The organism is Streptomyces sp. UC4497 (assembly GCF_054871485.1).
This window is the reverse complement of the sequence record NZ_JBTYHB010000036.1, coordinates 1-20,838: the sequence shown is the minus strand read 5'-3', so window position 1 is coordinate 20,838 and position 20,838 is coordinate 1. Positions and strand designations below refer to the sequence as shown.

18 protein-coding genes are annotated in these 20,838 nt (G+C 71.8%); 12 read left to right on the top strand and 6 right to left on the bottom strand.

Going from position 1 to position 20,838, the window contains the following annotated elements; translation table 11 throughout:
* Positions 1 to 90 precede the first annotated feature (90 nt).
* Complete coding sequence (gene serC, locus ACYSUO_RS34120) at positions 91 to 1,209, bottom strand: phosphoserine transaminase (protein ID WP_461780092.1); 1,119 nt, start codon at positions 1,207 to 1,209, stop codon at positions 91 to 93.
* A gap of 102 nt (positions 1,210 to 1,311) precedes the next feature.
* Positions 1,312 to 2,172 (bottom strand): LysR family transcriptional regulator, encoded by an 861-nt coding sequence (locus tag ACYSUO_RS34115; RefSeq protein ID WP_461780091.1) that lies wholly within the window; start codon positions 2,170 to 2,172, stop codon positions 1,312 to 1,314.
* A 189-nt stretch (positions 2,173 to 2,361) separates the two neighbouring features.
* Between ACYSUO_RS34115 and ACYSUO_RS34110 the strand changes: the two genes are divergently transcribed.
* Positions 2,362 to 3,324, top strand: coding sequence for an EamA family transporter (locus ACYSUO_RS34110; RefSeq protein ID WP_461780090.1), 963 nt, complete (start codon positions 2,362 to 2,364; stop codon positions 3,322 to 3,324).
* A gap of 3 nt (positions 3,325 to 3,327) precedes the next feature.
* Here the strand turns inward: ACYSUO_RS34110 and ACYSUO_RS34105 are convergent, their stop codons facing one another.
* On the bottom strand, positions 3,328 to 3,972 hold the full coding sequence (locus ACYSUO_RS34105; protein ID WP_461780089.1) for a DUF4232 domain-containing protein: 645 nt from the start codon (positions 3,970 to 3,972) through the stop codon (positions 3,328 to 3,330).
* Positions 3,973 to 4,229: 257 nt separating this feature from the next.
* Between ACYSUO_RS34105 and ACYSUO_RS34100 the strand changes: the two genes are divergently transcribed.
* The 10 genes from ACYSUO_RS34100 to ACYSUO_RS34055 all read left to right on the top strand — a co-directional run bounded on the left by ACYSUO_RS34100 (position 4,230) and on the right by ACYSUO_RS34055 (position 15,601).
* Positions 4,230 to 4,640: a VOC family protein gene (locus tag ACYSUO_RS34100; RefSeq protein WP_461780088.1), complete on the top strand. Its 411-nt coding sequence runs from the start codon at positions 4,230 to 4,232 to the stop codon at positions 4,638 to 4,640.
* A gap of 9 nt (positions 4,641 to 4,649) precedes the next feature.
* On the top strand, positions 4,650 to 5,171 hold the full coding sequence (locus ACYSUO_RS34095) for a helix-turn-helix transcriptional regulator (RefSeq protein WP_461780087.1): 522 nt from the start codon (positions 4,650 to 4,652) through the stop codon (positions 5,169 to 5,171).
* 240 nt (positions 5,172 to 5,411) lie between these two features.
* Positions 5,412 to 6,206 carry a TIGR03084 family metal-binding protein gene (locus ACYSUO_RS34090; protein ID WP_461780086.1) on the top strand — a complete coding sequence of 265 codons (795 nt, stop codon included), beginning with the start codon at positions 5,412 to 5,414 and terminating at the stop codon, positions 6,204 to 6,206.
* Positions 6,203 to 7,987: an acyclic terpene utilization AtuA family protein gene (locus ACYSUO_RS34085; protein ID WP_461780085.1), complete on the top strand. Its 1,785-nt coding sequence runs from the start codon at positions 6,203 to 6,205 to the stop codon at positions 7,985 to 7,987. The genes ACYSUO_RS34090 and ACYSUO_RS34085 overlap by 4 nt, the downstream gene beginning before the upstream one ends.
* A complete protein-coding gene (locus ACYSUO_RS34080) occupies positions 7,984 to 9,582 on the top strand; it encodes an acyl-CoA carboxylase subunit beta (RefSeq protein WP_461780084.1) in 1,599 nt (532 codons plus the stop codon). The genes ACYSUO_RS34085 and ACYSUO_RS34080 overlap by 4 nt, the downstream gene beginning before the upstream one ends.
* A gap of 13 nt (positions 9,583 to 9,595) precedes the next feature.
* Positions 9,596 to 11,485 carry an acetyl/propionyl/methylcrotonyl-CoA carboxylase subunit alpha gene (locus tag ACYSUO_RS34075; RefSeq protein WP_461780083.1) on the top strand — a complete coding sequence of 630 codons (1,890 nt, stop codon included), beginning with the start codon at positions 9,596 to 9,598 and terminating at the stop codon, positions 11,483 to 11,485.
* Positions 11,482 to 12,666: an acyl-CoA dehydrogenase family protein gene (locus tag ACYSUO_RS34070; protein WP_461780082.1), complete on the top strand. Its 1,185-nt coding sequence runs from the start codon at positions 11,482 to 11,484 to the stop codon at positions 12,664 to 12,666. The genes ACYSUO_RS34075 and ACYSUO_RS34070 overlap by 4 nt, the downstream gene beginning before the upstream one ends.
* Before the next feature lie 36 nt (positions 12,667 to 12,702).
* The gene (locus ACYSUO_RS34065; RefSeq protein WP_461780141.1) at positions 12,703 to 14,265 is read left to right on the top strand and encodes a 4-coumarate--CoA ligase family protein; all 1,563 of its coding nucleotides are present in this window, start codon (positions 12,703 to 12,705) and stop codon (positions 14,263 to 14,265) included.
* Positions 14,265 to 15,035, top strand: a complete 771-nt coding sequence (locus ACYSUO_RS34060; protein WP_461780081.1) for an enoyl-CoA hydratase family protein — start codon at positions 14,265 to 14,267, stop codon at positions 15,033 to 15,035. Before ACYSUO_RS34065 ends, ACYSUO_RS34060 begins: the two co-directional genes overlap by 1 nt.
* Entirely contained in the window at positions 15,023 to 15,601 is a 579-nt protein-coding gene (locus tag ACYSUO_RS34055; protein ID WP_461780080.1) for a TetR/AcrR family transcriptional regulator, read from the top strand. Before ACYSUO_RS34060 ends, ACYSUO_RS34055 begins: the two co-directional genes overlap by 13 nt.
* Before the next feature lie 908 nt (positions 15,602 to 16,509).
* Here the strand turns inward: ACYSUO_RS34055 and ACYSUO_RS34050 are convergent.
* The gene (locus ACYSUO_RS34050) at positions 16,510 to 17,622 is read right to left on the bottom strand and encodes a citrate synthase 2 (RefSeq protein WP_461780079.1); all 1,113 of its coding nucleotides are present in this window, start codon (positions 17,620 to 17,622) and stop codon (positions 16,510 to 16,512) included.
* Between the two features lie 257 nt (positions 17,623 to 17,879).
* Here ACYSUO_RS34050 and pdxH point away from each other — a divergent pair, with 257 nt between their 5' ends.
* A complete protein-coding gene (gene pdxH, locus ACYSUO_RS34045) occupies positions 17,880 to 18,524 on the top strand; it encodes a pyridoxamine 5'-phosphate oxidase (protein ID WP_461780140.1) in 645 nt (214 codons plus the stop codon).
* Between the two features lie 115 nt (positions 18,525 to 18,639).
* Here pdxH and ACYSUO_RS34040 read toward each other — a convergent pair whose 3' ends face one another.
* Positions 18,640 to 19,503 carry an alpha/beta fold hydrolase gene (locus tag ACYSUO_RS34040; protein WP_461780078.1) on the bottom strand — a complete coding sequence of 288 codons (864 nt, stop codon included), beginning with the start codon at positions 19,501 to 19,503 and terminating at the stop codon, positions 18,640 to 18,642.
* Between the two features lie 569 nt (positions 19,504 to 20,072).
* On the bottom strand, positions 20,073 to 20,765 hold the full coding sequence (locus ACYSUO_RS34035) for a metal-dependent transcriptional regulator (protein ID WP_327662146.1): 693 nt from the start codon (positions 20,763 to 20,765) through the stop codon (positions 20,073 to 20,075).
* Positions 20,766 to 20,838: the final 73 nt, after the last annotated feature.

The following is a 20,838-nucleotide window of genomic DNA, read 5'->3' as shown; positions in this document are numbered from 1 at the left end:
CGCCCGGCAGCCGGTTGAGCAATTTAAGCCCCTGCGGCGATTGAGCAGCGGGGTCCGGGGCGGAGCCCCGGGGCCGTGACGCCGGATGGGCTAGAGCTGGCCGATGACGTAGTCGATGCAGGCGGTGAGGGCCTGGACATCCGCCGGGTCGATCGCCGGGAACATCGCGACGCGCAACTGGTTGCGCCCCAGCTTCCGGTACGGCTCCGTGTCGACGACCCCGTTGGCCCGCAGCACCTTGGCCACCGCGGCGGCGTCGATACCCTCGTCGAAGTCGATCGTGCCGATGACCTGCGACCGCTTCGCCGCGTCCGTGACGAACGGCGTCGCGTACTTCGACTCCTCGGCCCACGAGTACAGCCGCGAGGACGAGTCCTTCGTCCGGGCCGTCGACCAGTCGAGGCCGCCCTGGCCGTTGATCCAGTCCAGCTGCTCGGCGAGCAGGAAGAGCGTGGAGAGCGCCGGCGTGTTGTACGTCTGGTTCTTGCGGGAGTTGTCGATCGCCGTCGGCAGGGAGAAGAACTCCGGGACGTGGCGGCCGGACGCGTGGATGCGCTGGGCGCGCTCGATCGCGGCGGGGGAGAAGATGCCGATCCACAGGCCGCCGTCGGAGGCGAAGGACTTCTGCGGGGCGAAGTAGTAGACGTCCGTCTCGGCGATGTCGACCGGGAGGCCGCCGGCGCCGGAGGTGGCGTCGACGAGGACGAGGGAACCGGAATCCGCTCCGGCCACGCGCTTGATCGGCGCCGCGACGCCGGTCGAGGTCTCGTTGTGGGTCAGGCCGTAGACGTCGACACCGGCCTCGGCGACCGGCTCCGGGTGCGTACCCGGGTCGGAGGAGATCACGGTCGGCTCGGCCAGCCAGGGGGCCAGCTTCGAGGCCTTCGCGAACTTGGAGGAGAACTCGCCGAAGTTCAGGTGCTGCGACTTGTTCTCGATCAGGCCGTGCGTCGCCACGTCCCAGAACGCGGTGGAGCCGCCGTTGCCGAGGATCACCTCGTAGCCCTCGGGCAGCGAGAAGAGGTCCTTGACGCCGTCGCGCACGCGACCGACGAGGTTCTTCACGGGGGCCTGACGGTGGGAAGTACCCATCAGGGACGTACCGGTGGCGGCCAGGGCGTCCAACGCCTCCGTACGCACCTTGGAGGGGCCAGCGCCGAAACGTCCGTCGGCGGGCTTGATGTCAGCGGGAATCTGGATCTCAGCCACGAAATGGAGGGTAGCCCGAAGGAGAAACGCGGCCGAAACCTGTCCGTCGGATGAGACGAGAACGGACAAGGGGTGGACCTGTGCGATGCGACGGGCGGGTCCTCAGGGCCCCGCGACCTCGTGGGCCAGCGCGATCAGGTCCGGCACGGACGGGTGGCCGGGGCCCTGGCGGCGGACCAGGAGGACGGGGAGGTCGGGGGCGTCGGTGAGGGGGACGTAGGTGACGCCGGGGTACGGGTGCATGCCCACGGTCGCCGTCGACGTGACGCCCACCGCCCGGTCCGCGGCGATAGCGGCGAGCCAGTCGTCGGTGTTGGCGACGGTGAGCGTCGAGGTGGGGCGTTCGGCGGGCGGCCACAGGTCGAGGGAGGTCGTGCCGGAGACCGTGTTCAGGGCGATGACCTGGTCGCTGAGGTCGGCGAGCGCGAGCCGCCGGTGGCGGGCGAGCGGACTGTCGGACGGCACCGCCGCCACCCGCGCCTCCAGGTGCAGCAGTTCGGTGACGAGGCCGGGGGTGTCGACCGGGCCGCGCAGGAGGGCGAGGTCGACGGCGCCGCGCGTGAGCCCTGCCGTGCGGTCGTCGACGCGCAGCAGCTCCAGCGGGACCTCCGGGTGGGCGCGGCGCCAGCGGCGCAGCAGCGGCGTCGTGAACTCGCCCGCCGCCGACCAGGCGTGGCCGAGGCGCAGCGGGCGGTGCGGGGCCCGGGCGGCGGCGAGCGCGTCTTCGAACGCGGCGACGGCGACGGCCGCCTTCTCGTGGAACGAGCGCCCCTCGGGGGTGAGGTCGAGGTGATGGGTGGAGCGGTCCACGAGCCGTACGCCGAGCGCGTCCTCCAGAGCGGCGAGGGTGCGCGAGACGACCGGCTGGCTCAGGCCGAGGCGCGCGGCGGCGCGGGTGACGCCGCGCTCCTCGGCGATCGCGAGGAAGCAGCGCAGGTGGCGCAGCTCCGGTTCCCTGCTCATCCGCGATCCCTGATCATGTGCGTCCCGTGGTCATGTGCGCGGAGCATAACGGGAGCGCAGAAAGTATTTCACGGGGCATGCCGGACGGATCTAGCGTGAAGGTTCAAGGCGGTCGGCAAGTTCAGTAGACTGTCCGCTGCTGTCCAACGTATTGCACTCGAACGTATTGCACTCAAGAGGGGGTGGACCGTGAGCGGCCCGCAGACCGAACCCGTGGCCGTGGCGCATGACGCCGCCCCGGCCGTGACCGCGAGCGCCGGCGCGGAGCCGCCCCGCCGCCGCGGCTCGCTGGGCCCGGTCGGCCTCGTCCTCGCGGGGTGCATCTCGGTGCAGTTCGGCGCGGCGCTCGCGGTGAGCCTGATGCCGCGCGCCGGAGCGATCGGCGTCGTCACCCTCCGCCTCGTCGTGGCGGCCGTGGTCATGCTCGTCGTCTGCCGCCCCAGGCTGCGCGGCCACTCGCGCTCCGACTGGGGCACGGTCGTCGCCTTCGGCATCGCCATGGGCGGCATGAACCTGCTCTTCTACCAGGCGGCGGCCCGTATCCCGCTCGGCATCGCGGTCACCTTCGAGGTGCTCGGCCCGCTCGCCCTCTCGGTCTTCGCCTCCCGCCGCCTCGTCAACGTCCTGTGGGCGGGGCTCGCGCTGTGTGGCGTGTTCCTGCTCGGCGGGGCGGGGGACGGGCTCGGCGGACTGAACCTGGCCGGTGTGGGCTTCGCGGTCGCCGCCGGCGCCTGCTGGGCGACGTACATCATCTTCAGCGCCCGCACGGGCCGCCGCTTCCCGCAGGCGGACGGGCTCGCGCTCGCGATGGTGGTCGCGGCGGTGCTCTGCCTGCCGCTCGGCATCGCGACGGCGGGCCCGAAGCTGATCGACCCGGTGACCCTCGGCCTCGGCGCGGCCGTCGCGATCATGTCCTCGGTCCTCCCGTACACCCTCGAACTCGTCGCGCTGCGCCGCCTGCCCGCGTCCACGTTCGCGGTGATGATGAGCCTCGAACCGGCGGTCGCCGCGCTCTCCGGCTTCCTCGTCCTGAGCCAGGACCTGGCCTGGTCGGAGGTCCTGGCCATCACCTTCGTGATCGCGGCGAGCATGGGCGCGGTGCGGACGCAGGTGGGCCGCAAGAAGGACCCCGCGGTCGCGCTGCACGAGTGAGGGTCACTGCTTGCCGGTGCCGACCGGGTCGACGGTGACCTTGGTCTCCGTGTCGGCGGAGACCGGGAGGTTGAGGCCGACCTTCAGGGACGCGGAGTGGGTCTCGTTGGGCGGGGTGACGTCGATGCTGGTGACGTCCACGCCGGAACCGCCGGAGTTGTTCGGCGGGTAGTGGAGGGTGAAGCGGGTCGTCTCGCCGTTGCCGAGGACGACGGACGGGGACGACATGCTGCTGCGCTGGGCGCTCAGCGGGCCGGAGGCCTCCTCGGAGCGGAGGTCGACGCCCGGAAAGCCCTTGAGCGAGCAGGCGTCGCTGGTGTTGCGCATGCTGACTATGAGCGTGCCCTCGCCCATGCCGTGCGCGGAGTCGAACGCGAGGTTCGCGGTCTTGCACGGGCCGGTGTTGATCTGACCGTGGCCGGTGCCCTCGGCGGCCTTCGCGGCGTCCGGGTCGTCAGGGGTGTCCGTGCCCGTGTTCGAGGCGTTCTTGCCGGAGGCCTGGCTGTTGCCGCCGGAGGACGACGAGGAGGAGGTGGCGGACGAGTCGTCGGTCGTGCCCGCGGCGGAGTCCTCGTTGCCCTGGCAGGCGGTGAGCGAGAGGCCCGCGGCGAGGGCGACGGCGGCGAGGGTGAGCTTACGAGCGCGCATCGTTTTCGTCCTTAACTGTTGGGTCGTAGTGCGTTACTGATCACCAGGACCCACCCGGCCCGTCGATCGTTCCGCCCGATCGCCGCCTCATACATGGCTGTTACACAGGACTGTCCGCCCGTCATCGCCGGGACAGAGCCGTGACGTTGAGGATCTTGAACTCGCGCGCCGAGTGTGGACCAGAAGCGAGCCGAGTGCCGACGGGACAATCAGGAATCGAGAAGCGCGGAGGCGAAGTCGCTTCTAGCCTCTTCGTCATGAACATCACCATTCATACGAGTTCCCTGCCGCACGACGACCCGGACGCCTCGCTCGCCTTCTACCGCGACGTCCTCGGCTTCGAGGTCCGCAGTGACGTCGGCCAGGGCAGGATGCGCTGGATCACGGTCGGCCCGCCCGGTCAGCCCGACACGTCCATCCTGTTGGCGCCGCCGGCCGCCGACCCGGGCATCACCGAGGACGAGCGCCGCAGCATCACCGAGATGATGGCCAAGGGCACCTACGGCTGGATCCTGCTCGCCACCCCGGACCTCGACGCCACGTTCGAGAAGGTGCAGGCCGGTGACACCGAGGTCGTCCAGGAGCCGACCGAGCAGCCGTACGGCATCCGTGACTGCGCCTTCCGCGACCCGGCGGGCAATCTGATCCGCATCCAGGAACTGCGCTGAGGGCCGCGCATGTGTCAGCCCGAATGGCGCCGCGCACGCGTCGAGGCGCAGCACTTGAGTGATCTCGCACGGCTGCGCCGCGTCCGTGACCGCATCGACCGGGAGTACGCGCAGCCGCTGAACGTGGAGGCGCTCGCCCGCGACGCGCACATGTCCGCCGGGCACCTCAGCCGGCAGTTCCGGGCCGCGTACGGCGAGTCGCCCTACTCGTACCTGATGACGCGGCGCATCGAGCGCGCGACGGCGCTGCTGCGGCGCGGCGACCTCAGCGTCACCGAGGTCTGCTTCGCGGTGGGCTGCGCGTCGTTGGGCACCTTCACCACCCGTTTTACGGAGCTGGTCGGCATGCCGCCCGGAGCCTTCCGGCGCCTCGCGGCGGACGCGGCGGCCGACCGTGACGGCGCCCCGGACGCGGCCGATGACATGGGGCCCGCGGTCGTGGTGGAGGGGATGCCGGCGTGCGTGGCGAAACAGGCGACGAGACCGGTCAGGAAGCGGGCGGCTCCGGGCGCGGAGCGGCCCATGGCGTGACGGCCATGCCCCCGGCACCGTCGACGGCTTCCTCGGCGGCTTCCTCGGCGGCTTCCTCGGCGGCGTCCTCGGCGGCGTCCTCGGCGGCGTCCTCGGCGGCGCAAGGATCGGCTCAAGGGCCGGACCAAGGGCCGGCCCAAGGATCGGCTCAACTTTAATGCAAGCACGCTTGCTTGTTTCTTGGTCCGCTGCCATGCTCCAGGCGCGCCGCACACCGCCGTGCCCGGAGGGGAGCGCACCGTGTCCGAACCGTCCGCCGTGTTCGAGGACTTGCGGGACGAGAGCGAGGAACTCGACCGGATCGTGCGGGAGTTGAGCCCGCAGCAGTGGGCCGCACCGACCCCCGCACCCCGCTGGACCGTCGCCCACCAGATCGCCCATCTCGCCTGGACCGACCGCGCTGCCCTGCTCGCCATGAGCGACGCCGACGCCTTCGCGGGCGAGGTGGAGAAGGCGATCGCCGCGCCTGAGTCCTTCGTCGACGAAGGGGCCGAGGAAGGCGCCCGCCAGGAACCGGCCGCGCTGCTCGCCGGCTGGCGGGAGGGACGCGAGCGGTTGCAGAAGGTGCTGCGCGCCGCCGCGGCCGACAAGACCCGGTTCCCCTGGTACGGGCCGCCGATGTCCGCCGCCTCCATGGCGACCGGCCGGCTGATGGAGACGTGGGCGCACGGCCAGGACGTGGCCGACGCCCTCGGGGTCGTACGGACGCCCAGTGACCGGCTCCGGCACGTCGCCCGGATCGGCGTACGCGCCCGGAAGTTCGCCTTCGACGTGCACGGGGTCACCGCGCCCGACGCCGAGTTCCGCATCGAACTCGTGGCGCCCAGCGGCGAGTTGTGGACGTACGGACCCGAGGATGCGGCCCAACGGGTCACCGGTACCGCCCTCGACTTCTGCCTCCTCGTCACCCAGCGCGCGCACCGCGCCGACCTCGACGTACGCGCCGAGGGCCCCGACGCCGACCGCTGGCTCGACATCGCGCAGGCCTTCGCCGGGCCACCGGGGAAGGGGCGCGCGCCGAAGGAGGCCCGATGAGCAGGCCTCCGCTGCGGATCGGCAACGCCTCCGGGTTCTACGGCGACCGGTTCGACGCCATGAAGGAAATGCTGACCGGCGGCGAACTCGACGTCCTCACCGGCGACTACCTCGCCGAGCTGACCATGCTGATCCTCGGCCGCGATCGCCTGAAGAACCCGGATCGCGGCTACGCCCGCACGTTCCTGCGGCAGTTGGAGGAGTGCCTGGGCCTCGCCGTCGAGCGCGGCACCAAAATCGTCGCCAATGCGGGCGGTCTCAACCCGGCCGGACTCGCCGACGCCGTACGGGAGTTGGCGGCTCGGCTGGACATACCCGTACGTGTCGCACACGTCGAGGGCGACGATCTGCTCGGCGCCGGCCGGTTCCCCGGCGTCCTCACCGCCAACGCCTACCTCGGCGGCGCCGGCATCACTGCCTGCCTCGACGCGGGCGCGGATGTCGTGGTCACGGGGCGGGTCACCGATGCCGCGCTGGTGACCGGGCCCGCGGCCTGGCACTTCGGCTGGGCGGGGGACGATTACGACCGGCTCGCGGGGGCCGTCGTCGCCGGGCACGTCCTCGAATGCGGGACGCAGGCGACCGGCGGCAACTACTCCCGATTCGCCGACCGCGCCCACCAGTTGGCCCGCCCCGGCTTCCCCCTCGCCGAGATCCACGAGGACGGTTCCGCCGTCATCACCAAGCACCCCGGCACCGGCGGCTTCGTCGAAATCGGCACCGTCACCGAGCAGCTCCTGTACGAGACCGGGAGCGCCCGGTACGCCGGGCCCGACGTCACCTCCCGCCTCGACACCGTCCGCCTGGAACAGGAGGGCCCCGACCGGGTGCGCATCCACGGCGTACGCGGCGAGGCCCCACCGCCCACTCTCAAGGTCGGCCTCAACCTGCTCGGCGGCTACCGCAACGAGGTCGTCTTCGTGCTCACCGGCCTGGACGTCGAGGCCAAGGCGGAGCTGGTGCGGCGGCAGATGGACGAAGCGCTGCGTACCGCCAAGTCGGCTCCTGCACACGTCCGTTGGGAGCTAGCCCGTACCGATCGGCCCGACGCCGACACCGAGGAGACCGCGAGCGCGCTGCTCCGCCTCGTCGTACGCGACCAGAACCAGGACGCCGTCGGCCGGGCCCTGAGCGGCGCCGCGGTGGAGCTGGCGCTCGCCTCCTACCCCGGCTTCCACGTCACCGCCCCGCCCGGCAAGGGCTCCCCGTACGGGGTGTTCGAGGCGGCGTACGTGGAGCGGGGCGAGGTTCCGCATGTGGCGGTGCTGCCGGACGGGGAGCGGCGGCCTGTTCCCGTACACGTACCGGAGACCCGCCCGCTCGTCCCCGTCGAGGACCCCGCCCTCCCGGAGCCTCCGCCCGCCGGGCCCACGCGCCGCGTTCCCCTCGGCCTGATCGCGGGGGCCCGCAGTGGGGACAAGGGCGGCGACGCGAATGTGGGGGTGTGGGTGGAATCCGCCGCGGCGTGGCGCTGGCTGGCCCACACCCTGACGGTGGACCTCTTCCGCGAACTCCTACCGGAGACAAATCAAGCCCCGCTCGTGGACGAGAGCCAGCGGGGTCCGGGGCAGAGCCCCGCGTCCGCAACACCGGTTCCGGTGGATGAAGGCCGACTGACCGTAACCCGCCACCCGCTCCCCAACCTCCGCGCACTCAACTTCACCGTAGAAGGCCTCCTCGGCGACGGCGTAGCCGCAGCACACCGATTCGACCCCCAGGCAAAGGGCCTCGCCGAATGGCTCCGTTCACGCCACCTCGACATACCGGAGGCCCTCCTGTGACCGTCCTGGCCAGCGCACTGGACACCCGGTCCGACGACTACGCCGGCCGGCGCACCGCCCTCCTCGACAAGCTCACCGCCCTCGACGCCGAGCACGCGAAGGCCGTCGCGGGCGGCGGTGAGAAGTACGTCGAACGGCACCGGGGGCGCGGCAAGTTGCTCGCCCGGGAACGCATCGAGCTGCTGCTCGACCCCGACACCCCCTTCCTCGAACTGTCCCCGCTCGCCGCCTGGGGCAGCGACTACGCGGTCGGCGGCTCCCTCGTCACAGGGATCGGCGTCGTCGAGGGCGTCGAGTGCCTGATCACCGCCAACGACCCGACCGTGCGCGGCGGCGCCAGCAACCCCTGGTCCCTGAAGAAGGCGCTGCGGGCGAACGAGATCGCCCACGTCAACCGGCTCCCGGCGATCTCGCTCGTCGAGTCCGGCGGCGCCGATCTGCCGTCCCAGAAGGAGATCTTCATCCCGGGAGGCGGGATCTTCCGGGACATCACGCGGCTCTCGGCCGCCGGGATCCCCACCGTCGCCGTCGTCTTCGGCAACTCCACCGCCGGAGGCGCGTACATCCCCGGCATGTCCGATCACGTGATCATGGTGAAGGAGAAGGCGAAGGTCTTCCTCGGCGGGCCGCCGCTGGTCAAGATGGCGACCGGCGAGGAGAGCGACGACGAGTCGCTCGGCGGCGCCGAGATGCACGCCCGCACCTCCGGGCTCGCCGACTACTTCGCCCACGACGAGCAGGACGCGATACGCCAGGCGCGGCGCGTCGTCGCCCGCCTCAACCACCGCAAGGCGTACGCCGATCCAGGGCCTGTGGAGCCGCCCAAGTACGACCCCGAGGAACTCCTCGGCATCGTCCCCGACGATCTGAAGGAGCCCTTCGACCCGCGCGAGGTCATCGCCCGAATCGTCGACGCCTCCGACTTCGACGAGTTCAAGCCCCTCTACGGCACCAGCCTCGTCACCGGATGGGCCGCTCTCCACGGCCACCCCGTCGGCATCCTCGCCAACGCGCAGGGCGTCCTCTTCAGCGAGGAGTCGCAGAAGGCCGCGCAGTTCATCCAGCTCGCCAACCAGCGCGACATCCCGCTGCTCTTCCTGCACAACACCACCGGCTACATGGTCGGCAAGGAGTACGAGCAGGGCGGCATCATCAAACACGGCGCGATGATGATCAACGCCGTCTCCAATTCGCGCGTGCCGCACCTCTCCGTGCTCATGGGCGCCTCGTACGGCGCCGGGCACTACGGCATGTGCGGGCGCGCCTACGATCCCCGTTTCCTCTTCGCCTGGCCCAGCGCCAAGTCCGCCGTCATGGGTCCGCAGCAGCTGGCGGGCGTGCTGTCGATCGTGGCGCGGCAGTCCGCCGCCGCGAAGGGGCAGCCGTACGACGAGGAGGCCGACGCCGGGCTCCGCGCCATGGTCGAGCAGCAGATCGAGGCCGAGTCGCTGCCGATGTTCCTGTCCGGGCGGCTCTACGACGACGGGGTCATCGACCCCCGCGACACCCGGACCGTGCTCGGCATCTGCCTGTCCGCGATCCACACCGCACCGTACGAGGGCGCCCGCGGCGGCTTCGGCGTCTTCCGGATGTAAGGGGCCCGCACCGATGATCACCAGTGTGCTCGTCGCCAACCGCGGCGAGATCGCCTGCCGCGTCTTCCGTACCTGCCGTGAGCTGGGCATACGTACCGTCGCCCTGCACTCGGACCCGGACGCCGACGCCCTGCACGTACGCGAGGCCGACCTCGCCGTACGGCTGCCGGGGGCCACCCCCGCCGACACCTACCTGCGCGCCGACCTCGTCGTGAAGGCCGCCCTCGACGCGGGCGCCGACGCCGTGCACCCGGGGTACGGCTTCCTCTCCGAGAACGCCGACTTCGCCCGCGCGGTCACCGACGCGGGGCTCACCTGGATCGGGCCGCCGCCCGCGGCGATCGAGGCGATGGCGTCCAAGACGCGGGCCAAGGAGCTGATGGGCGTCGCGCCGCTCGGCTCCGACATCACGGCCGACGACCTGCCCGTCCTGGTCAAGGCGTCCGCCGGTGGCGGCGGGCGCGGGATGCGGGTCGTAAGGGAACTCGGCGATTTGGAAGGAGAGTTGCAGGCCGCGCGGGCCGAGGCGCTGTCCGCCTTCGGCGACGGCGAAGTCTTCGTCGAGCCGTATGTGGAGGGCGGGCGGCACGTGGAGGTACAGGTGCTCGCCGACGCCCACGGGACCGTGTGGATCCTCGGGACGCGGGACTGCTCGCTGCAGCGGCGACACCAGAAGGTGATCGAGGAGGCGCCCGCGCCGGATCTCATACGTGGCGTATCAGATGTCATATACGAGATGGCGGAGCGAGCCTGCCGGGCCACCGGATACGTCGGCGCCGGCACCGTCGAGTTCCTCGTCGCCGACGGACGCGCTCACTTCCTGGAGATGAACACCCGCCTCCAGGTGGAACACCCGGTCACCGAGGCCGTGTTCGGGATCGACCTCGTCGCGCTCCAGCTCCGCGTCGCCGAGGGCGAGGCCCTCGACCCCGAACCCCCGGCCCCGCGCGGCCACGCCGTAGAGGCCCGCCTCTACGCCGAGGACCCCGCCGCCTCCTTCGCCCCGCAGACCGGAACGCTGCACCGGCTCGCCGTGCCGGACGGCGTCCGCCTCGACACCGGCTACACCGACGGCGACGCCATCGGCGTGCACTACGACGCCATGCTCGCGAAGGTCGTCGCCCACGCCCCCACCCGCACCGCCGCCGTCCGCGCCCTCGCGGGGGCCCTGGAACGGGCCGAGGTGCACGGGCCCTTCACCAACCGCGACCTGCTCGTACGCTCCCTGCGGCACCCGGAGTTCGCCGAGGCCCGCATGGACACCGGGTTCTACGAGCGGCACCTCGACGAACTGACCGCCCCGCACGAGGACCCGTACGCGCCGCTCGCCGCCGCCCTCGCCCAGGCCGTGGGCCGGTCCAGGTTCGGCGGCTTCCGCAACGTCCCCTCGCAGCCCCAAGTCAGGCGCTACCGCGCCGAGCCCTCCGGCGCCGAGCACGAGGTCCGCTACCGGCACACCCGCGACGGCCTCGCGGCCGACGGCGTACACGTCGTCGACGTCACCCCGCACCTCGTCGTACTCGAAGTCGGCGGCGTACGAAGGAAGTTCACGGTCTCCACGTATGGGGGCGCCGCCGATGGGAGTGCCGCGTACGAGGGTCACCAGGTCTACGTGAACGGCCTCGCGCTCACCGCCCTGCCCCGCTTCACCGACCCCAGCGAGCAGCGCGCCCCCGGCTCCCTGCTCGCGCCCATGCCCGGCACCGTCGTCCGCGTCGCCGAAGGGCTGACCGAAGGCGCCGCCGTCACCGCCGGGCAGCCCCTGATCTGGCTGGAGGCGATGAAGATGGAGCACCGCATCCTCGCTCCCGCCTCCGGAACGCTCACCGCCCTGCACGCCGCCGTCGGCCGCCAGGTCGAGGTGGGCGCGCTGCTCGCCGTAGTCCAGGAGGAACAGTCGTGAACGCTCCCGCCGCTCCCGCCACCCCCGTCCTCGAAACCGAAGAGCACCAGGCCCTGCGCGCCGCCGTCGCCGCACTCGGCAAGCGGTTCGGCCGCGACTACATGACCCGCGTCACCGATGCCGGCGGCCACCCCGAGGAGCTGTGGTCGGAGGCCGCGAAGCTCGGCTACCTCGGCGTCAACCTGCCCGAGGAGTACGGGGGAGGGGGCGGCGGGATAGCCGAACTCTCCATCGTCCTGGAGGAGTTGGGGGCTGCCGGGTCGCCGCTGCTGATGATGGTCGTCTCGCCCGCGATCTGCGGCACGGTCATCTCCCGCTTCGGCACCGAGGAACAGAAGTGGGCCTGGCTCCCCGGCCTCGCCGACGGCAGCCGCACCATGGCCTTCGGCATCACCGAACCCGACGCCGGATCCAACTCGCACCGCATCACCACGACGGCCCGCCGCGACGACGACGGCTCGTGGGTCCTGAACGGGCGCAAGGTGTTCATCTCCGGCGTCGACATCGCGGACGCGACGCTCATCGTGGGCCGTACCTCCGACGCCCGGACCGGAAAGCTCAAGCCCTGCCTCTTCATCGTGCCGCGGGACGCGAAGGGCTTCGGGCGGCGGCAGATCGACATGGAACTCCAGGCTCCGGAGAAGCAGTTCGAACTGACCCTTGACGAGGTGCGGCTGCCCGCGGACGCTCTCGTGGGTGACGAGGACGCAGGACTGCTCCAGCTCTTCGCCGGGCTCAACCCGGAGCGCGTCATGACCGCCGCCTTCGCCATCGGCATGGGCCGGTACGCGCTGAAGCGGGCCGTCGAGTACGCGAAGGAGCGCACCGTGTGGCAGGCCCCCATCGGCTCCCACCAGGCGATCGCCCACCCGCTCGCGCAGAGCCACATCGAGCTGGAGCTGGCCCGCCTGATGATGCAGAAGGCGGCCCGGCTCTACGACGCGGGCGACGACATCGGTGCGGGCGAGGCGGCCAACATGGCCAAGTACGCCGCCGCCGAGGCCTGTGTGCGCGCCGTCGACCAGGCCGTGCACACGCTCGGCGGCAACGGCCTGACCCGAGAGTTCGGCCTCGCCTCGCTCATCACCGGCTCACGGGTGGCGCGGATCGCCCCGGTCAGCCGCGAAATGATCCTCAACTACGTGTCCCACCAGAGCCTGGGTCTCCCCAAGTCGTACTGACAGCAACTTCCGTTCTGCAGCGAGGAGTTCGACATGGTGTACGTGAGTGAGTACGCGGACGTCGCGGTCGTCGACGAGCCCATCCACGACGCCGTGCTCGGGGGCGCGGCCGCCCGCGGCGACGCCCCCGCCCTCGTCGACGGGGTGGCCGGCACCACGCTCTCGTACGCCCAACTCGACGTGTTCCACCGGAAGGTGGCGGCGGGACTCGCCGACGCGGGCGTGCGCAAGGGCGACGTGGTGGCGCTGCACAGCCCCAACACGATCGCCTACCCGGTGGCGTTCTACGGCGCCACGCGCGCGGGCGCCTCCGTGACCACCGTGCACCCGCTGTCGACGCCGGAGGAGTTCGCGAAGCAGCTGCGCGACTCGTCCGCGAACTGGATCGTCACCATCACCCCGCTCGTCGAGGCGGCCCGCGCGGCGGCCGAACTCGCGGGCGGCGTACGGGAGATATTCGTCTGCGACCCGGCGGGGACCTCGGGCCACCGTTCGCTGATGGACATGCTCGGCACCGCGGCGCCCGAGCCGCGTGTCGCCATAGACCCGGCCGAGGACGTGGCCGCGCTCCCGTACTCCTCCGGCACCACCGGCACGCCCAAGGGCGTCATGCTCACCCACCGCAACATCGCCACGAACCTCGACCAGCTCCAGCCCGTCCTCCCGACGGGCCCCGGCGACAGCATCCTCGCCGTCCTGCCCTTCTTCCACATCTACGGCCTCACCGCGCTCATGAACGGCCCGCTGCGGCAGGGCTCCACCGTCGTCGTACTGCCCCGCTTCGACCTCGAAACGTTCCTCGCGGCGATCGAGAAGCACCGCATCACCCACCTGTACGTCGCCCCGCCGATCGTCCTCGCCCTCGCGAAACACCCGGCCGTGGAGGGCTACGACCTGTCGTCCTTGCGCCATGTCATCAGCGCCGCCGCACCCCTCGACGGCGAACTCGCCCGCGCCTGCGCGCGCCGCCTCGGCCTGCCGCCCGTCGGCCAGGCCTACGGCATGACGGAGCTGTCGCCGGGCACCCACGTCGTCCCGTACGACGCGAAGAACCCGCCGCCGGGCGCGGTGGGCAGGCTCATCGCCTCGACCGAGATGCGGATCGTGTCCCTCGACGACCCGGCGAAGGACGTGGCGCCCGGCGAGCCCGGTGAGGTCCTGATCCGGGGGCCGCAGGTCATGAAGGGCTACCTCGGCCGCCCCGATGCCACCGCCGACATGATCGACGCCGAGGGCTGGCTGCACACCGGGGACGTCGGGCGGGTCGACGCGGACGGCTGGCTGTTCGTCGTCGACCGGGTCAAGGAACTCATCAAGTACAAGGGCTTCCAGGTCGCCCCCGCCGACCTGGAAGCGGTGCTGCTCGCCCACGAGGGCATCGCCGACGCGGCGGTCATCGGCGTCCTCGACGACGACGGCAACGAGGTGCCGAAGGCGTTCGTCGTCCGCACGGACCCGGCGCTCGGCGCGGACGCGGTGATGGCGTACGTCGCCGAACGCGTCGCCCCGTACAAGAAGATCCGCCGCGTGGCGTTCATCGACGGGGTGCCGCGCGCGGCCTCCGGGAAGATCCTGCGCCGCGAACTCAGGGAGATCTGATGGCTGTTGAGAACGGACCGGGGCCCGGCAACCTGGTGGACCTGGTGAGGCACGCCCACGAGCGCGGCGTCACCACCCTCACCCTCCACTCGCCCGCCAATCGCAACGCCCTGTCGTCGGAACTCGTCGGAGAACTGGGGGACCGGCTGCGGGACGCGGACAAGGACCGCGACGTACGAGCCGTCGTCCTCACCCACACCGGCGGCACCTTCTGCGCGGGCGCCGACCTGCGGGACCCTCCGGACCCGGACGCGCTGGTGGGACTGCTGCGGCAGATCGTGGAGCTGGGCAAACCGGTCGTCGCGCGGGTCGACGGGCACGTACGGGCGGGCGGCCTGGGGTTGGTGGGGGCGTGCGACATCGCGGCGGCTTCCACGGCGTCGTCCTTCGCCTTCACCGAGGTACGCATCGGGGTCGCGCCCGCCGTTATCTCGATGCCGCTGCTGCCGCGCGTCGATCCGCGGGCGGTGGCCCGGTACTACCTGACGGGCGAGCGCTTCGACGCGGCGGAGGCGGCGCGGATCGGGCTCGTGACGGTGGCGGGGGAGGACGTGGACGAGGTACTGGAACCGATGCTGGGTGGGTTGCGGAAGGCGTCCCCCGAGGCCCTGACCGAGACGAAGAAGCTGCTCACGGTTAAGGTCCTGGAGGCCTTCGACCGGGACGCGGAGTCCCTGACGGCGCTGTCCGCGCGGCTGTTCGGCTCCGCGGGGGCCCGCGAGGGCATGACCGCCTTTCTCGAACGACGGGATGCCGCATGGGTGTTGTGACGCTGCCGAAGCAGGACCGTTCGCGGGTGACGCGGCAACGGCTCCTGGAGTCCGCGGTCGCCTGCCTCGCCGCGCACGGCTGGGCCGGGTCCACGGTCTCCGTCGTCGCCGAACACGCCGGCGTCTCGCGCGGCGCCGCCCAGCACCACTTTCCGACCCGTGAGGACCTGTTCACCGCGGCCGTGGAGTACGTCGCCGAGGAGCGGTCCACCGCTCTGCGGGGGCTGCGTCCGCAGGGGCGGGCGGAGGCGGTGGCGGCGCTCGTCGACCTCTACACGGGGCCGTTGTTCCGGGCGGCGCTGCACCTGTGGGTGGCCGCGTCGAACGAGCCGCAACTGGGTGGGCGGGTGACCGAGTTGGAGGCGCGGGTCGGGCGGGAGACCCACCGGATCGCGGTGGAGCTTCTCGGCGCGGACGAGTCCCTGCCGGGGGTGCGGGAGGTCGTCCAGGGCCTCCTCGACATGGCCCGCGGCCTCGGCCTCGCGAACCTCCTCACGGATGACAGGGGGCGGCGGGAGCGGGTGGTTTCCGAGTGGGGGGCCCTGGTCGACCGGATCCTGGGCTGACACCTAGCCCGTCCCTGTACCGGCACCGTCCCGATGCCACGGGCTGGCTGCAGAGGCTTGATACACCGGCACCGCCCTCACGCCACGGGGCTTGCCGCAGGGGCTGATGTACCGGCACCGTCCCCACGCCACAGGGCTCCGCCCCGGACCCCGCGCCTCAATCGCCGGCGGGGCTTGATTGGCCCTGGCCGCGCGCCTGAATCGCCACAGGGGCTGATGTACCGGCACCGTGCTCACGCCGCGGGGCTCGCTGTACCGGCACCGTGCTCACGCCACGGGGCTCTGCCCCGGACCCCGCGAGTCTCGTCCGAGAGCGGGGCTCGAAAGAGCCGATCTCCCCCGCCCATCTCCCACCCACCCGCCCCCTCCGGGGGCTCCGGCCCAGAGCGTGCCCCACGCCACGGGGCTCCGCCCCGGACCCCGCGCCTCAATCGCCGGCGGGGCTTGATTTGCCCTGGCCCCACGCCTCAAACGCCGACGGGGCTGAAGGCCCGGGACTCTGCCGCGGCCCCGCGAGTCTCGTGCCAGAGCGGGCTCGATTTGCCCCGGCTCCCCACCCGCCGCGGTCGACCGCACCCGACTTGGGCGCCCCACCGCCAACCCCGGCTCCCCACCCGTTGCGGCCGACCGCACCTGACTTGGGCTACTCACAGCCAACCCCGGCTCCCCACCCGTTGCGGCCGACCGCACCTGACTTGGGCTACTCACCGCCAACCCCGGCTCCCCACCCGGGACGGTCGACGCCCACCGCCTTGGGCAATCTGCCGCCTGGGGCGGCAGGGTGGGCAAGGCGGCGCCCCGGTGCAGGCTGCAGCTGACGAGGGCGCCGACCGCGGCACCGCCAAAGATCACGGTGCCGCGCAACAGGAACCAAGGGCGCCGACCCCGGCACAGGCCCAGAACTCCGGCTAGCGGGCGATGTTGCCGTAGCCGCCGATCTCCTGCGGAGGACGCGACGCCGGCCCCACGTACCGCGCCGAGGGGCGGACGAGGCGGCCCGTGCGCTTCTGCTCCAGGATGTGGGCCGACCACCCCGCCGTACGGGCACACGTGAACATCGACGTGAACATGTGCGCCGGCACCTCCGCGAAGTCGAGCACGATCGCCGCCCAGAACTCCACGTTCGTGGCCAACACCCGATCGGGCCGCCGCGCGTGCAACTCCGCCAACGCCGCCTTCTCCAACGCCTCCGCCACCTCGAACCGCGGCGCCCCCAACTCCCGCGCCGTACGCCGAAGTACACGCGCGCGCGGATCCTCCGCCCGGTACACCCGGTGCCCGAACCCCATGAGCCGCTCACCCTTGTCGAGCGCCCGACGCACATACGCCTCCGCGTCCCCGGTCCGCTCGATCTCCTCGATCATGCCGAGCACCCGGGACGGCGCACCACCGTGCAGCGGCCCGGACATGGCCCCGACGGCCCCGGACAGCGCACCCGCCACATCGGCCCCGGTCGAGGCGATGACGCGGGCCGTGAACGTAGACGCGTTCATGCCGTGCTCGGCGGCCGACGTCCAGTACGCGTCGACGGCCGCGACATGCTTCGGGTCCGGCTCCCCGCGCCAACGCTTCATGAACCGCTCGACGACCGTGTCCGCCTTGTCGATCTCCCGCTGCGGCACCATCGGCAACCCCTGCCCGCGCGCGGACTGCGCGACGTACGACAGCGCCATGACGGCGGCGCGCGCGAGGTCGTCGCGCGCCCGCTGCTCGTCGATGTCGAGCAGCGGCTTCAGGCCCCACACGGGGGCGAGCATGGCGAGCGCCGACTGCACGTCGACGCGGATGTCACCGGAGTGGACGGGGATCGGGAACGGCTCGGCCGGCGGCAGGCCCGGGTCGAAGGCGCCGTCGACCAGCAGCCCCCAGACATTCCCGAACGACACGTGGCCGACCAGATCCTCGATGTCGACGCCCCGATAGCGCAGGGCACCGCCTTCCTTGTCCGGTTCGGCGATCTCGGTCTCGAACGCGACGACACCTTCGAGGCCTGGAACAAAGCCGGGGGTGAGGTCGGACATCGGGCGGCTCCTCTGGATGCGTGGGCGGGTCCGGGTGCTGGATCACCCGTGGTCTGGTCTGTACGGGGTACACCCGTGATGCCCCGTACGGCAGGCGGCTGAACCGTTCGGCCCCTGGAACATAACCCTCCGTGCCACAGTTGGCGAGGGCTCGCGGCACTCAGTGCCATGGCTCACCCTGGGTGCGTCTGTGCCCATCCGTCCGGCAGGATGACGCCGTGAGCGCCCACGACGATCCCGAACTCGACCTCGCCGACATGCGCGAGCAGTACCGCGCCAAGGACGGCGGCCTGCTGGAGGGGGACCTCGCCCTGCACCCGATGGAACAGTTCACGCGCTGGTTCAAACAGGCGGCGGCCCCCGGCTCCCCGCTGCCCGAGCCCAACGCCATGGTCGTCTCCACCGCCGACGCCGAGGGCCGGCCCAGCTCCCGTACGGTGCTGCTCAAGTCGTACGACGAGGCGGGCTTCGTCTTCTACACCAACTACGGCTCCCGCAAGGCCCGGGACCTCTCCGCGAACCCGCACGTCGCGCTGCTCTTCCCCTGGCACCCGATGGGGCGCCAGGTCCTGGTGACGGGGACGGCGGAGCGTACGTCGCGGGCCGAGACGGAGGCGTACTTCCACACGCGCCCGCACGGCTCCCAGCTGGGCGCGTGGGCCAGCGCGCAGTCGTCCGTGGTCGCCTCGCGGGAGGAACTCGACGCGCGCTACGCGGAACTGGCGGCCCGCCACCCCGAGGGCACCGCCGTCCCGGTGCCACCCCACTGGGGCGGCTACCGGATCACTCCGGAGACCATCGAATTCTGGCAGGGCCGCGAAAACCGCCTCCACGACCGCCTCCGCTACGTCCGGGAGACCGATTCCCCGACGGCTTGGCGCACAGAACGCCTGAGCCCGTGACGCACCAAGCGCCGCTGCTCTCAAGCCCCGCCGGCCTGTTTTCAAGCCTCCGCGGCGATTGAGCGGCGGGGCCCGGGGCAGCGCCCCGCGACCTCAACCCCGGCTCCCGGCCACGTCACAACTCCGCCAGCACCCCGTCAAGGAACGGCTCCACCGCGGAGCGCCACGCCTCCGGCTGGTCGTAGTGCACAAGATGCCCGGCGTCAGCCACCTCCGCATACACCCCGCGAGGCAACACCCGCACCATCTCCTGCGCCTCCGCCCGCCCCAACTCCCCGTCAAGCCCGCGCAGCACAAGCGCAGGGCACTGGACCGCCGCCAGCTCCTCCCAGTGCGCGTCGAACACCCACGTGGAGCGCGCCTCCAGCATCTGCCGCCGCGAGAACACCGGCCGCCAGCCGTCCGCCGTCTCCGTCATCACCTCGGCGTAGAACTCCCCGCGCGCGGGGTTGGGCCGCTCGACCCAGGGGTCGTCCTCCCCGAACCACTTCCGTACGTCCCCGAGCGTCGCGAACGGCAGCGGCCACGCCTTGAACCAGTCCTCCCACTCCCGCTGGGAGGCCGCCCCGAGCGCGGAGGCCCGCATGTCGCAGATGACCAGGCCACGGACGAGGTCCGGCCTGCGGGCGGCGAGCTGCCACGCCGTGAGCGCTCCCATGGAGTGCCCGATGAGGACGGCCGGTTCGAGGCCCAGCTGGACGAGTGCCGCCTCCGCGTCCAGGACGTACGCCTCCCGGTCGAACGGGCCTTCCGGCGGCTTGTCGCTCTGCCCGTGCCCGCGCTGGTCAAGGGCGACCGCGCGATGTCGCTCCGCCAGCCAGCGCGTCGTCCCCGCCCAGTGGGACGCCCGCCCCATGAGCCCGTGCAGCAGCAGAACTCCGGGATTGTGCCCGACCTCGCCCGTCTTGGGCGGGTCGGCGAACTCCCAGGCAGCCAGGTGGATCCCGCCTGCCCCGGTCACGTCGATGCGCCGTGCCATAGGCCCTGGCACCCCCTCGTGGTCGCGCCTGCAGTCGCGTACCCGCGCACGCTATCGAACCTGTTTTCGAAAGCGCGGTGCTCTCGGACAACACCCCTCATTTGAGTGACAGAACTCAAGGAATGACCGGCGCTGTCGAGGGGATCTCTTCAGCGGGAGGCGGACCGCTCGGGGAAATCGGTCCGAGGGGAGCGACCCTGGGAGCTCGGGGCTCCGGGTCGGAACAGGGGAGGACAGGCCCCGGCGTCGCAAGGCGCCGGGGCCCTCTGTCTGCGGTGCGGCGTTCGACGCCGCCTCCGGTGCACCCCGTGCCCCCCAGGCCCGTCGCGCCCCGATCGGCCGGTCCATGCGGCCCCCTCTGGTCATATGCCTCACGCGACAGCCTTGCACGCCGAGCGTCCGATCGCTGCCGTTCCGCACAGTGAATCTTGTTTTCTGCGCGGAAGTGCAGCATGTGCGGATACAAGTCAACTTACCCGCACGACACGGGAGTTGACGCCCGGCCCGCAGGCGGTCGCCCGGCTCAGCGCTTCGCTACGAAAACGGTCAGCGCTTCGCTACGAAGACGGTCAGCGCTTCGCCACGAAGACGTGCGAGGCGATCTCCGCCTCCAGCTCCGCCGCCTCACCGCTGCTGCCCACAAGCACCCCGCCCGGCGACTGCGTCACGCTGACCACCGAACCCGGCTGCACACCCGCCCGGCGCAGCGTGTACATCAGCTGCGCGTCCGTCTGGATCGGCTCGCCGATGCGGCGCACCACGACCGTCTTGCCGTCGGCCCCCGGGTCGAGGTCGGACAGCGAGACCATCCCCTCGTCCAGGAACGGGTTCGCCCCGTCCTTCTCGCCCAGCTCCTCCAGGCCCGGGATCGGGTTCCCGTACGGCGACTCCGTCGGGTGCCGGAGCAGCTCGAGGACGCGGCGCTCCACCGCCTCGCTCATCACGTGCTCCCAGCGACAGGCCTCCGCGTGCACCTGCTCCCACTCCAGGCCGATCACGTCCACGAGCAGACACTCCGCGAGCCGGTGCTTGCGCATCACGCGCGTCGCGAGCCGCCGGCCCTCGTCGGTCAGCTCCAGGTGCCGGTCGGCCGCCACGGCGACCAGGCCGTCCCGCTCCATGCGGGCCACGGTCTGGCTCACCGTCGGCCCGCTCTGGTCGAGCCGCTCGGCGATCCGGGCGCGCATGGGGACCACACCTTCCTCCTCCAGCTCGAGGATGGTGCGGAGGTACATCTCCGTGGTGTCGATCAGTCCGGACATACGTGCCCCTCGTGTAGCTCTCTAGCTCCGCGGCAGCTCCGCTGGCTGTCCGCGCAGCGCGTGTGCTGGCCCC